Origin of the sequence: Fictibacillus sp. 7GRE50 (assembly GCF_015903875.1) — a bacterium.
GTDB lineage: Bacteria > Bacillota > Bacilli > Bacillales > Fictibacillaceae > Fictibacillus > Fictibacillus phosphorivorans.
In genome coordinates, this window is the sequence record NZ_JACZDW010000002.1 from 580,646 (window position 1) to 594,111 (window position 13,466).

Sequence of the window (13,466 nt, forward strand, 5' to 3'; positions counted from 1 at the left end):
TAACGTTTCTATCACATCCTATGCAGCTAATCATTTAAATAGAATCCAATCTATGAAAAAATAATAGAGACTTATCTTCGTTTGCTTACTAATGCTCTTTTTCTGAAGGTTTGTTTAGGAGTGAGGTCTTTAGGAAGGAATCGAGGTCTGTCCATAAAAAAAAACCAGTTCTTCAACTGGTTTGTGTTGTAAGGACGATCTCATCTTGGTTTGAATGATTTCCGCTAGCAAGCTTTTCATAAATATCAATAAAAATACCTAATTCCTCTGGAGATAAGTGATTCAGATAGCTACTTATGGAATCAACTCTCTCATTTTCAGCCTCTCTTAAAATTTCGTGTCCGTCGTCAGTAATCTCTAAATAAACAATACGACGGTCAAGATCACTACGGTAACGACTTACAAATCCGCGCTTGTACAAACGATCCGCACCAACAGTTATCGCACTCGGTTTTACACCCATATAGTCAGCCAATTTTGAAACGGTCCATTTATTTCTGATACACAACGTCTTCAAAAGTACAAACTGTGTTTTCGTTAACTCCTTCTCTATAGCAATCTCCGGGTGTAAACGCTTTGACACAATGTAGTGCACTTTCTCCAATCTCTCCACATAGGACTTCAAATCCTTATTCCCCATACTATGAACCTCCAGCCTCTAAGTTGTAATGCGAGTATTATACTAACATTATACAAGAATTTTCATAACATTTGAACTATTATTTACAAATAATGTGTAAAAGAGTTGACGACCAGCATATAAATAGGATATATTACGTTCAAATATATTTGAACGTTTCAGGAGTGTTGAACATGCAGGAAATTTATCATATTCGTGAAGTTGAGCAGTTAAAGGTTATCTCTGACCCCTTTCGCATTAAAATCCTTTGGGAGATATTAGAGGAAGCAAAGACTGGAAAGATTTTATCAGATCTACTAGAAGTCCCTGCACCAAAGATTCATTATCATCTAAAAGAACTTGAACGCGTTGGTTTAATAAACGTTGAAAGAACAGAAGAAAAGAATGGCATTATACAAAAGTTCTACAGACCAGTTGCTCATTCATTTTCAATTGCCGAAATATTGCCCGATCAACGGCATGCAGTGAAAGATGAACTCTCTGATGCACTGAAGGAGAATATATTAGTTTCTTTAGAGAAAACAAAGTCTATGGTGCGCAAATTAGATCCTGAAGTACTAGCTTATACAGATTCTCCTCTTAAATTTGGTTATAGACATGTAAAACTTTCTTCTGATCAAGTAAAACTGCTACATGACAAAGCAAAAGAAATATCAGACTTAATTTCAGAATTTAAAAAGAACGAGAGTGACGATGGTGAGATTTATCATTACTTTATGCTCTCCTTTCCTTTGAAAGAGACACCTTATCCGGAAGAGGAGCTCCAGTAAGATGGCCGAAACAGTAGCTGTACACCATAAAAGTGAAACAGAGTCCCTATTCAAAAAGCGCTCCTTTTTATTCATATGGGCGATAACAATCTGTTCTTCTTTTTCAATCGCCATTTTTCAATTCTCACAGAGCTGGTACGTCGTAAAGACTCTAGACAAAGAAGCTTCACTCGGCATTGTATTTATTGCAGCCAACGTTCCTCGTATTTTATTTATGGCTATCGGCGGCGTTCTAGCAGATCGAGTCAGTCGAACGAAAATTTTATTCGTCGCTAACTTTTTAAGAACCCTGTTGTTAGTTGGCTTGTTAATCATGCTTGCAACAGGTCATCTCTCTCTCCTATCGTTTATCATTTTCGGTTTGTTTTTTGGAGCACTCGATGCTTTCGTCTGGCCTGCAAATGGATCACTTCTACCTAATGTTGTCGATCAATCTCAATTAACACGTGCAAATTCAGTTATTCAGACCACCCAACAAAGCTCACTAATCCTTGGTCCGATGATCGGAGGGCTTCTTGTTGCAAGCAGTGGAGGATACATGCTCTCGTTCGGTGTACCCGCTGTGATGCTGCTACTGGCTGCCATTCTTGCTTCTTTGCTAAATGTCCCTGCAACCATTAGTTCAAGCACAGCAAAACCTGGTATGTGGCAATCTATAAAAGAAGGAATTGATGTAGTTAGACAATCCGCTTTTTTAAAGGCGCTCTTTCTTAGTACGATATTTCTAAATGTTTTCGTCATCGGGCCTTTGATGATGGGCTTGCCGATCTTCGTAAAAAACGTGCTCGACGGAAACGCACTTGAATTTAGCTTTATTGAAGGAGCTATGGCTCTAGGCATGCTGATTAGCTCCGTTATCATAGGCATCCTAAACGTTAAAAAAAGACGCGGTCTGATGGTGACGGTCTCTTTATTCGCCATGAATATTTTCTTTTTCTTATTTAGTCAAAGTTCCAGCCTATATGCTTGTATGTTTACTATTTTCTTCATTGGAATTACGTTCCCAGCGACCAATATACCACTCATATCAGCGGTACAGTCTTCTGTAGATAAAAACCTGCTAGGAAGGTTGATGGGTCTGCTTACCATGGCAAGCATGGGGCTCGCTCCGTTATCACTTGCAGCGACATCCCTGCTCATCTCTTATGGCTTTTCTATTGAAAATATTATGTCAGGAGGTGCACTCTCTTTAATTGTTGTAAACCTTTTAATCATGTGGAAACTTCCTGCTTTACGAAAAATGGAATAGGTGGTGTAGATGATGAAAGTCTTACTTATTGGCGGCACTCGTTTTTTAGGAAAACATGTAGCAGATTCTTTTAACAATAATCATCATGAAGTAACTTTGTTTCATAGAGGGAAAACAGCAAAAGAAGGTGTAACTGAAAACGTTCATGAGATTATCGGTGACAGAGATCTCGATCTGTCCTTACTTGAAAAGGGATCATGGGACATTATCGTTGATACGTGTGGATATTTTCCTAAACAAGTTCGCAGATCAGCTGAAGCACTCCATAAAGAAGGAACTTTCTACATTTTTGTTTCTTCCGTATCTGTTTATGAAGATCAGTCCGTTCGAAACATTACGGAGGACTCAAAAACGGCTGAACTTACTGATCCTAATATCACTGAGGTCGGTGAACATTATGGCGCCCTTAAAGCAGCTTGTGAGCAAGAAGTGTTAGATGTATTCGGTGATAACGCTTTGATCGTTCGTCCTGGCTTAATTGTTGGGCCATATGATTACACGGACCGTTTCACTTATTGGCCAGCTAGAGGTGTTCGAGGGGGCGAAATTTTAATTCCTGAGATGAAAGATCCGACAGTTCGATTCATTGATGTTCGCGATTTAGCGAATTGGATTGTAAGAATGGCTGAAAACAAGGAAAATGGAATTTATCAAGCTGTCGGTGGCGTGTATGATTTCAATGAAGTTGTTCATAAATGTCTTATTAGTCAAGAACACTCAACAATAGTACCTGTTTCCGAATCTTTCTTATTAAAGGAGCACGTCGGCGAATGGGTCGAGTTGCCACTCTGGATCTCAAGTGAAGATTATCGTGGTTTGGATTATGCGGATGATTCGAAAGCAATAAACAAAGGCTTGCTTTTTAGACCAATAGAAGAAACGATAAAAGATACTGCTGATTGGTCTCTCGGCCGAAACTTAAAACCAGAAGATTGGAAAGCCGGCCTACATCCTGATAAAGAAAAGACGCTTCTGAAAAAATGGAATGAAAAAGTGAAGTGATATTTTTGAACTTAACAAGCAATATTATTTTCAATAAATCTAAAAATACATGAATGCCCATGGCACTTGTCCATACCAATTGTCTCCTTAGGACATATAGTATGATTGTGAGATACAAAATCTCTCCTGTTGGCAAGAGGCCGGCAGAGCAATTCCCTACCCCCCATTTCTTCATCATGCGTTCGGTTTTCTTTACCATAATCCTTTCTTAAGGATTATGGCTTTTTTTGTTCCTTGATAAAAGGGAGCTCCCTGCATTAACTCCCTTTTTTAAAGGACAAACCTTTTACCTTGGAAAACGCTTAGGATCATCATTAAAATGGATATATTTTTTCAAATGGTCAGGCAGTTCACCTTTTTGAAAAACGTGTTGGATATCAGAAAGCGGAATCTCCAAACGTGCCAATGACGGATACAATGGAAGAATTTCTTTTGGTTCATAGGTTTGCTGATAACTTGTGATAGCTTCATGTGTTTCCTTTTCAACACTTTGTCGATACGCATGAATCTCTTGAATTTGTTTGACCATCATTAAGTACTCTGCTTTTAAACGTTCAAGCTGATGTATTTTCTTTTCCATGCTATTTTTCGCTGTGTCTAATTCTCTGTCGCGTGAAGAGTATACAGTTTTTAAATACTCAGATAATCGGTCATCACGGTTTTCTTTTAATTCATCTAGCTGTTCCATTGCATTACGTTCTTTTTCCATTGCTAAAAGGTACTTATTCTTTACTTCTGTAAGATCATCCATCGTGATTTTTGAGTTTCTTACACCATAAGCATTTAGTAACTCTTCATATTCATTTGAAGACCATTCTTTTTGTTTATGTAGTTGCTGCCACTTTTCTTGAGCGCGAGCAATATCAATATCGTATTCTTTTTTCATTTGCTTAAAATGATTTAATTCAGGATACATAACAATCTCCCTTCGAGTTTCAACATTAATAGTATTCGGGAGGGATTTTGGTTTAACGTCTCGAATGATTAAACAACTGTTTAAATCGGATGATGTTTTGGGTATCAGCGAAGTACTTGCATGTTATTGATTTCCGTTCCAGGCGCTCGCTTTCCGCGGGGCAGGCGGTGAGCCACATTCGAACGTTTCACTCTTAAGTGTCTCACCTGCCCGCCTGTCCCGCAGGAGTCTCGCACCCTACACTCCAATCAACTTTTCAATGGAGTAAATAATTAAGAGACCTAACATCAACATCCTTTTTAGTCATACCTATTAGAAAGAAGGATGAATTCATGAAGATTACGGCGATTAGACATTGTAAAGCTGAAGGTCAAGAAAGTAATGCTCCTTTAACTGCTGAAGGAGAACAGCAAGCTATAGAACTTGCTGTCTTTTTAGAGGGTCAGCATTTTGATTGTGTGATCTCGAGTCCATTCAATAGAGCCATCAACACCATTAAACCTTATGCAGAGTTAAATAATCGAACGATAAAGGTAGATGAACGATTAGCTGAACGGATTCTTTCTATAGAAGATGATCCAAATTGGAGAGATAATCTTGAACGTACATATAAGGAAGAACATTTAAAGTTTCCTGGTGGGGAGTCCACATTTGAAGCAAAGCAGAGAATCACTTCCCTCATTTATGATTTGCAAGCAAAATCCTATAAGTCTGTTCTAATCGTTACGCATGGAAACCTGCTTAGCCTAATGATTAATTTGTATGATTCATCATTCGGCTTTAAGGAATGGGAGCTTCTGTCCAATCCGGATGTGTTTCTAATCGACGTTTTATCAAAAGATGTATCCAAGCTGTGGGTGTCTTAAACTGGTACATAATTCCAGACCCCCAACCCTCCTTCTGAAACCCCGAAACCTGTACACGTAAGATAAATTATTAGGAGGGAAACATCTTATGAAAAAATTAGTAGTAGCATCAGTATTAGGCGCTTCCCTATTCGGCGCAAATGCAGGAATCTCAGAAGCAGCATCTTCATGCCCATTCGCTTCTTTAAATAATAATCAAACTCAACAAGCTCAGGCAGCTCCAGCTCCACAACAGCAACAACAAGCTGCTCCAGCACCAGCTCCACAACAAGAGCAAGCAAAAGCTCCAGCTGAAGCAGCACCAAAAGCTGAAGCAGGTGCTGAACTTACTGCACAAGAGAAACAAATGTTAGATCTTGTGAACCAAGAGCGTGAAAAACAAGGATTACCAGCACTAAAAGCTGATCCTGAGTTAACAAAAGTTGCTCGCGTTAAAGCAAAAGACATGATCGACAACAACTATTTCGACCACAATTCACCAACTTACGGTTCTCCATTCGATATGATGAAGAAGTTTGGTGTTGAATATAATACAGCTGGTGAAAACCTTGCAGGTAACTCATCTGTAGAAGGTGCTCACACTAGCCTAATGAACTCTCAAGGTCACCGTGAGAACATTCTTAAGTCTGAATACACTAGCGTTGGTATCGGTGTTGTAGACGGTGGACAATATGGTAAAATGTTCGTTCAAATGTTTAAAGGATAATAAGTATTAAAAAGCTTTCCCGTTGAGGGAAAGCTTTTTTTGTCGTTTAATAACTTTTATTTAATAGGAATGGTAATGGTGAACATCGTACCTTTTCCTTTTTTACTTTTTACATCTAATCTCCCGTTATGATGCTTGATGATATTTGTACTTACCATCAATCCTAATCCGGTCCCTTCGTCTTTTGTTGTGAAAAAGGGTTTACCGATCTTCTTCATGACCGTCTCATCCATACCACATCCGTAGTCACGTATCTGAATCTGAAGAAAATCTTTTTCTCTTGATAACTTCATGTTAATTTCTACACAATCTCCAACAGCAGAAGCTTCAATCGCGTTCTTTAAAAAGTTGATAAACACTTGTTTAAGCTGCAGAGGGTCACAGAAGATCAGTGGTATATGATCCTCTAGATCTTTTTTAATCTCAATATTTTTCATGATAGCTTGTGTGTTCAACAGATCAACTGTGTCGTTTATGATATCCGTAACACAAGACATCATAAAATTTTGCGAATTGCTTTTTGAAAGTACCAAAAACTCCTTTATGATATGCTCAATTCGATCTACTTCTGTAAGAATAATCGTGAGATATTGATCAAACTCATCTGTTTGATTCTGAATCAGTTGAACAAAACCTTTCAATGAAGTTAAAGGGTTACGTATTTCATGTGCTACACCTGCTGCAAGCTCTCCTACTACATTTAACGCTTCCGCTTTTAATAATTTTTGTTCGGTAAGCTTTTGATCCGTCACATCTTTCAAGACCGTAACATGTAGTTTATCTACTATATCTTTTTCACATGAATATTCGATTTCTTTCACTAAACCATCTGGAGTTTTGTAGCGAAACTCTCCCTTGATCTTTTTTCCGTACAAAACTTCTTTCCATTTCTTTCGAATTAATTCTTTTCCGTTTCCCACAAAAAATTGATCTGCACTATGACCGATGAGTTCTTCTTTTGAAAGCTGTAAAAGTTCGCATGCACGGTCGTTTACTTCGGCAATTTCCATATCGGAACGGCAAAGCACGATTGCTTCCATTGCGTGGTTAAACAATTGTTTAAACTTTTTCAAGTTTTGATCATTTTCTAATTCACTGTTGGAAGTAATATATGATGTTCCCACAACTTCCAATATGTCTTGATTCTTCCCTGTTACAGGATATATGGTTGTGCGAATACTTCTAAAGCCTAAGTTAATATTTGCGGTTTGTATCAAACCTGAAAAGGCTTTTTCTAATGGGTCAGTCCATTCTGCGATCAACTCTTTAGCATATAGGTCATTAAGGCTTGTTCCTGGAGAGGGTTTTATGGACACACCCAGTTCATCAAGCATGGATCCTGCAGAATATGTAAATTTATATTCACCTTCAGCATCTCTTCGTAATCCGAAAAGATGGATAGGGCAATGGTTAAGAGAATGGTGAAAATCGGCAATACGTTTAATTTCAACTTCTTCATATTGCTTGTTCATTAAGTAGTCCCCTTTTTATTTACAGAGTATCAAAATCTGTTGCTTGGGCTATTGTGAGTTTTAACCACTTCATTATATTCCACATTTTCACTAAGCTTTTTAATTCGACAAATTTTATCGATTCCCCTATTGGACAACTTTCCCATTTTTCTAATTCCTTGTTACAGGTCTTTAGCATTATTTTTTAAACAGAAATATTTTAGTGTTAAATATAATGCAAGCAAAAAAGCCTTTGGAAAATTATTCAAAGGCTTTAAAACAATATTTACCTATTCATCTTGTTGATTTCGTTCTTCATAAATTTATAATCCATTGGACCTATATGAGAAGTACTGACCATTCCTTTTTCATCAATAAAATAGCTTGTCGGGATCGAAACGGCCCTATACTGTTTCCCAATCGTGTTCTTTTCATCAAGAGGAATCGGAAAAGATAGCTTATATTCCTGAACAAATTTGCTCACTTTCTCTGTATTTGGTTCAGAGTATTCAAGGTTAACCGCTAATATTTCCACATCCTGATTTTTATAATCTTTATAGAATCTCTCCATCTCGGGCATTTCCTCCCTGCATGGAGGACACCACGTAGCCCAAAAGTTAACGATGATCTTTTTACCGCGATAATCCTTTAAATCAACTTGCTTCCCGTCTAGCGTTTTTAATGAAAAGTTTGGCGCTATACTTCCACGTTCCAGTCCGGTATTTTCTTCTTTCTTAACTTCAGTTGGCTTTTCTTCTTTCTTATCCATTGCCGTATAAAATGCAAGGCCAATTAAGCCAGCAAATAGGAGAAATATAACGATCGATTTTATTCTCAAAGTAATTCCTCTTTTCAAGTTGGTTCACCCTTTTCATTATAGAGGATTTTGCCCTGCAACTGCAAAGTTCCCTTTGTTCGTCTCATGGCGATTAAGTTAAAGATGAACCCTTTTTCCTAAAAATGAGAAAAGACAACAACTTATGTTTAAGCTGTTGTCTGTCGGGTACTTATAAATTAGAGGCCATAACAATCGTACCTACTGGCTTCTTACTATTTGGGGTTGGTTCGTGCGAGATAGCAACAGCATCCCAATTGTGTTCACCTTCGAATTTAACAGGGAACACGACTGCACCATTTCCATTCTCGTCTGGTGTAAATGTGCCAGCTCGATAAGGTTTGTCTCCTTCAATCAGCCAAACTTGATAGGTTTCTGTTCCTTTAACTTGAGTTAAGTTACTCGATTGAACGACAAGGTTCATCTTACCGTTTTCCTTTACCATTGATGCTACACCTGTCGATTTTGTTTCTTCAGAAGCTAGTTGAACCGTTTTGAATGTTTTATTGACCTGTTCTTGGATCACTTGTTCATTCTTGTTATTTTCATTATACAAATACGCGTTCGTGCCAAGTGATAGCAAAAGTCCAGCAGCAAGTAATCCTTGTACCCATGGTTTGGGTTTCTGCTTAGAAATAGGTGAAATCTTTGTTGCTACTTCATCTGTTTTAACACCAGGTTGCGTTTCTTGTTGTGTAAGGCTGGAGTCATCAGCCGTTACATTTGTTAAAATACGTTCTTTCATACCAATCGGAGGTTGTGCCTCTTCTGATAAATATGGAAGATCTGCTGTAAGGTCTTGCCATTCTGTCCATTCTTCCTGGCAGGCGTCGCATTGCTTTAAGTGTTTTTCAAAGGCATCTTTTTCTTTACCTTCTAACAACCCGTTATAATAATGGAGCAAATTATCGCAAGTTTTCGGTTCCATATTTATCCCCCCTCTCACCATAGATCTTTTTTAAATGTTTCAGTGCTAAACGTATCCTTCCTTTTACCGTTCCTAAAGGAATGTTCTTTTGCTCTGCAATATCTGATTGTGAGTAGCCTTTGAAATAGAACATTTCTACAATGTCTTGCTGCTCTTCTGTTAAAGTAGAAACAGCTTTCTTCAGACCCTCTCTTTCTTCATTCCATGTTACGGTTTCTTCTACACTTTCTGTTCGTTCGTAATCTATGTCTTTTTCAAGAATCTCAACTTCATTTTTTTGTTGCTTTCGTATTAAATCAATACAGGCATTTCGTGTAACGGTTAAAAGCCATGAAGAAAATTTCCCTTTATCCTCCGAATAGAGTCCCTTTTTTCGCCACAGTTTCATAAAAACGTCTTGAACTGCCTCTTCAGCCAACTCTTTTTGCCTCAACATTTTAAATGAAAAAGAAAACAATAGCTTCTCATATCGATCATACAGCATTTCAAGGGCTTCTTTATTTTCTTCTTGAACTTTTTGATAAAGTTCGTAATCAGAAGTTCTACCCATCTTTTGTCTCCTTTACTGCTCACAGAATAAATCTATCATAACAAAATGAGGCAGTATTTGTCTTTTTTTACGATGGATGTATAAAGATAACGTTAAATAAAGCAATTTGGATCACATATTTTCCAACTTTTATCATTAAGTTTCCTTCTATCTTTCCGATATAAAAGAAAATATAGCTCAGGAAAAATAGATACAGAATTTAAAGATAAAGTGAGGAACATCATTATGGATCGCACAACATTAATCGGAGTCATTCTAGGCATACTTGCGGTAGGTGTCGGGATGTTTTTAAAAGGCGCAAGTCCTACAGCATTATTGAATCCAGCAGCATTGCTTATTATATTTGCCGGAACTGCAGCAGCTATCCTCATTGCATTTCCATTGAACGAGATTAAAAAAATCCCTGCTCTTTTCAAGATTTTATTCAAAGAACAAAAGCTCATTGATATGAAGGATCTAGTAACGATTTTCATTGAATGGGCAACGGTCGCTCGTAAAGAAGGTTTGCTCGCATTAGAACCGAAAGCAGAAGAAGTGGATGACCCTTTCCTTCAACAAGGAATTAAGATGATCGTTGACGGACAGCCTCCTGAATTTATTAAAGATGTCTTAATGAAAGACTTAGAAACAATGGAAGAACGTCATGCAAGCAACGCTACCATCTTTACTCAAGCGGGTACATATGCACCAACTCTCGGTGTCTTAGGTGCAGTAGTAGGTTTAGTCGCGGCACTAGGAAACATGGCCGACATCACAGCTTTAGGAAAAGCCATTTCAGCAGCCTTTATCGCTACTTTATTCGGTATTTTTTCTGGCTATGTGTTGTGGCATCCTTTCGCTAATAAGTTAAAACGAAAGTCAAAGAAAGAAATCATGATCAAAGAGATTATGATCGAAGGGCTGTTATCTATTCAAGATGGGACATCCCCAAAAATTTTAGAAGAAAAGCTGTTAACGTATATTCCAACTAGCGAACGCGATCAATACAAAGCAGGTGGTTCAGTTGGCTAAAAAGAAAAAGCATCATGACGAACATGTGGATGAATCTTGGCTCATTCCTTATGCAGACATGCTCACGCTTTTACTTGCTTTGTTTATCGTATTGTTTGCCATGAGTGAGATCGATGCTCAAAAGTTTAAACAGATGGCAAGTGCTTTTCGAAATGAGTTCACAGGCGGCACAGGCGTAATGGAAGAACAAGTACCGATCCCTTCTCCTGACTCCACACCAATTCCTGATGCGCAAAAAGAAGTCATTTCCAAAGAAGAAAAAGAACGGCTTGAAGAAGCGAAGAAAGAACTGGAACAATTAGAAGAGATGGAAAAAAAGATCAATGCTTATATTCAAACAAACAAGTTAGATTCTAGTCTTCAAACAAAGCTGACAGAAAACGGCTTATTGATCACCATCTTAGATAATGCTTTATTCGATTCTGGTAGTGCAACTGTAAAACCTGGTTCTAGAGAGATCGGCAAAAAATTATCTGATCTACTTGTTACCACGCCACCACGAAATATTGTTATCGCGGGCCATACAGATAACGTACCGATCAGCACGGCAAACTTTCAATCAAACTGGGAACTCAGCGCGTTGAGAGGGATTAACTTTATGCGCGTTCTGCTTGAAAATCCTTCATTGAAACCGAACCAAGTCAGCGCAAGCGGTTATGGAGAATATCGTCCAAAGTCAGAGAATAAAACTCCAGAAGGTCGAGCAAAAAACCGTCGTGTTGAAGTACTTGTACTGCCAAATGTTAGTTTGAAATCTGTACAGTGATGAGTTAAGTCAGAGGGTGGTGTATGCTGGAGTGATGAATGGTGAATCTTGAAAATCGATTATTAATCTTGGGAATCGTTCACAAATCTCGAGATCCCCTCACAAATCTTGAGAATCGCTCATAAACCTTGAGAATCGCTCATAAATCTTGAGAATCGCTCATAAATCTCGAGAATCGCTCACAAATCTTGAAAATCGCTCACAAATCTCGAGAATCGCTCACAAATCTTGAGAATCGCTCACAAATCTCGAGAATCGCTCATAAATCTCGAAAATCGCTCATAAATCTCGAAAATCGCTCACAAATCTCGAGAATCGCTCATAAATCTCGAAAATCGCTCATAAATCTCGAAAATCGCTCATAAATCTCGAGATTCGCTCAAGAACACAATTCACACAACACTTTCTTCACACCTCATCTAATACATCTACAAAAAAAACTGGCTTCTTGAAGTGGCATTAACCACTACCAAAGAAGCCAGTTTTTATTTTTATTCCATCTTTTTACTCGTTTTATAGCTATCTAAGAAATGGATACGCTCAAGCATGGTCGGATGACCGTATAAAAACCATTTTACGATTTTTGGTGGGTTTACTTCACTTAAAGAAACGGTCGCAAGCTCTTGAAATGCCCCTACTGCTGCTTTCGGGTTGTTTGTCATCTGAATCGCATACAGATCAGCGTCCCGCTCTGCTTTTCTTGAGACCGCATTCTCCAGTGGAGATACGGCAAAGCTCAATAACGAAAAGATCAATAGCAATGCAGGAAGTGCCGCTAGATCTCCTACTCCCTTTATTCCCCATGTCTTGCCGTACTTCTCTATCCATTTTCGATAGATCATATTTCCGAGCCATAATCCTAAGAACGAGAGAACCACCGATGAAATCAAGTTCCAATACAGATGGTTCATCACATAATGTCCGATCTCATGGGCCATTACAAACAGAACTTGGTTATCACTCAATTTATTAAGTGTTGTATCCCATAGGACGATCCGTAGATTTGATCCGATTCCGTTTACATAAGCATTTAATGCATTTGTTTTTTCAGACATGTTCACTTCATAAACATTTTCTGCCGGAATGTCCGCTCTTTCCGCAATATCTAGAATTTTACCCTTTAACACTTCATCCTGCAGCGGATAGAACTTGTTATACAACGGATCGATTACAACGGGCTGGATGAAGTAGAGAAACAAAGTAAACGGAACGGAAAGCAGCCAAGCGTATAGCCACCATCTTTTTTCATATTTTTTGATCAGCCAATACATAACAGCAACCATCACAGTTGTTAATAGCCAGTTGATCCAGAAATCCACTAATCCATCTCTCATCCAGCTGTGAAAAGATTGAACAGATATATTAAAGCTTTTGGAAACGGTAAAACTGTAGTAGCGTAGTGGGAATGTTAACACCCAGCTAGCAAACGAAAGCAAAAGCACATAGATTCCAGTGTGAACAATAGAGAACCTTGTTAAACCGCTAGATGCTTTTCGGAACCATCTTGATAAGCCGAATCCTAGTACAAACAGATAGATCAACCACTCGAGCGGCACAGATATGAAGTAGATAAAATCCTTTATTCTTGAAAAATCAGTGCTAAGTTCCAGTTCACGGTCTGTCATAAAGACTGCTGGATCCGCAGCAGAGCCCTTCAGATGCACAGGCAAGTTTGCGTCTGCTCCTTGAAACAGATAGAACCACATCAAACCCGCGTATATAGCAAAGCCGATCACAAAAAGTAACGATTTTTTCAAAGCATGCGCCCCCCTTTAT

At 38.3% G+C, this 13,466-nt stretch carries 14 protein-coding genes; 7 read left to right on the forward strand and 7 right to left on the reverse strand.

Annotation, left to right across the window (positions count from 1 at the left end):
- Positions 1–172 precede the first annotated feature (172 nt).
- Positions 173–640: a MarR family winged helix-turn-helix transcriptional regulator gene (locus tag IHV12_RS10115; RefSeq protein WP_197190773.1), complete on the reverse strand. Its 468-nt coding sequence runs from the start codon at positions 638–640 to the stop codon at positions 173–175.
- A 173-nt stretch (positions 641–813) separates the two neighbouring features.
- On the opposite strand from IHV12_RS10115, the gene IHV12_RS10120 reads away from it, so the two are divergent.
- From IHV12_RS10120 to IHV12_RS10130, 3 genes are read left to right on the forward strand one after another with little or no spacing between them, the layout of a single operon-like run.
- Positions 814–1,410: an ArsR/SmtB family transcription factor gene (locus IHV12_RS10120; RefSeq protein WP_197126935.1), complete on the forward strand. Its 597-nt coding sequence runs from the start codon at positions 814–816 to the stop codon at positions 1,408–1,410.
- 1 nt (position 1,411) lies between these two features.
- Positions 1,412–2,659, forward strand: a complete 1,248-nt coding sequence (locus IHV12_RS10125) for an MFS transporter (protein WP_197190774.1) — start codon at positions 1,412–1,414, stop codon at positions 2,657–2,659.
- Positions 2,660–2,668: 9 nt separating this feature from the next.
- Positions 2,669–3,661 carry an NAD-dependent epimerase/dehydratase family protein gene (locus IHV12_RS10130; RefSeq protein ID WP_197190775.1) on the forward strand — a complete coding sequence of 331 codons (993 nt, stop codon included), beginning with the start codon at positions 2,669–2,671 and terminating at the stop codon, positions 3,659–3,661.
- A 286-nt stretch (positions 3,662–3,947) separates the two neighbouring features.
- Here the strand turns inward: IHV12_RS10130 and IHV12_RS10135 are convergent, their stop codons facing one another.
- Positions 3,948–4,577 (reverse strand): hypothetical protein, encoded by a 630-nt coding sequence (locus IHV12_RS10135; RefSeq protein ID WP_197126932.1) that lies wholly within the window; start codon positions 4,575–4,577, stop codon positions 3,948–3,950.
- A 332-nt stretch (positions 4,578–4,909) separates the two neighbouring features.
- On the opposite strand from IHV12_RS10135, the gene IHV12_RS10140 reads away from it, so the two are divergent.
- The gene (locus tag IHV12_RS10140; RefSeq protein ID WP_197190776.1) at positions 4,910–5,443 is read left to right on the forward strand and encodes a histidine phosphatase family protein; all 534 of its coding nucleotides are present in this window, start codon (positions 4,910–4,912) and stop codon (positions 5,441–5,443) included.
- An 88-nt stretch (positions 5,444–5,531) separates the two neighbouring features.
- Positions 5,532–6,149, forward strand: a complete 618-nt coding sequence (locus IHV12_RS10145; RefSeq protein ID WP_197190777.1) for a CAP domain-containing protein — start codon at positions 5,532–5,534, stop codon at positions 6,147–6,149.
- A gap of 56 nt (positions 6,150–6,205) precedes the next feature.
- On the opposite strand, the gene IHV12_RS10150 is transcribed toward IHV12_RS10145, so the two are convergent.
- The 4 genes from IHV12_RS10150 to IHV12_RS10165 form a co-directional block, all read right to left on the reverse strand.
- Complete coding sequence (locus IHV12_RS10150) at positions 6,206–7,621, reverse strand: ATP-binding protein (RefSeq protein WP_197190778.1); 1,416 nt, start codon at positions 7,619–7,621, stop codon at positions 6,206–6,208.
- Positions 7,622–7,886: 265 nt separating this feature from the next.
- Positions 7,887–8,456 carry a TlpA disulfide reductase family protein gene (locus tag IHV12_RS10155; RefSeq protein WP_197190779.1) on the reverse strand — a complete coding sequence of 190 codons (570 nt, stop codon included), beginning with the start codon at positions 8,454–8,456 and terminating at the stop codon, positions 7,887–7,889.
- 151 nt (positions 8,457–8,607) lie between these two features.
- A complete protein-coding gene (locus IHV12_RS10160) occupies positions 8,608–9,363 on the reverse strand; it encodes an anti-sigma factor (protein ID WP_197190780.1) in 756 nt (251 codons plus the stop codon).
- Complete coding sequence (locus IHV12_RS10165) at positions 9,341–9,913, reverse strand: RNA polymerase sigma factor (RefSeq protein WP_197126926.1); 573 nt, start codon at positions 9,911–9,913, stop codon at positions 9,341–9,343. The genes IHV12_RS10160 and IHV12_RS10165 overlap by 23 nt, the downstream gene beginning before the upstream one ends.
- A 225-nt stretch (positions 9,914–10,138) precedes the next feature.
- Here IHV12_RS10165 and motA point away from each other — a divergent pair, with 225 nt between their 5' ends.
- On the forward strand, positions 10,139–10,924 hold the full coding sequence (motA, locus tag IHV12_RS10170; protein WP_197126925.1) for a flagellar motor stator protein MotA: 786 nt from the start codon (positions 10,139–10,141) through the stop codon (positions 10,922–10,924).
- Positions 10,917–11,690, forward strand: coding sequence for a flagellar motor protein MotB (gene motB / locus IHV12_RS10175; protein ID WP_197126924.1), 774 nt, complete (start codon positions 10,917–10,919; stop codon positions 11,688–11,690). The genes motA and motB overlap by 8 nt, the downstream gene beginning before the upstream one ends.
- Before the next feature lie 491 nt (positions 11,691–12,181).
- Here the strand turns inward: motB and IHV12_RS10180 are convergent, their stop codons facing one another.
- Positions 12,182–13,447 (reverse strand): M48 family metallopeptidase, encoded by a 1,266-nt coding sequence (locus IHV12_RS10180; RefSeq protein ID WP_231618093.1) that lies wholly within the window; start codon positions 13,445–13,447, stop codon positions 12,182–12,184.
- Between the last annotated feature and the right edge of the window lie 19 nt (positions 13,448–13,466).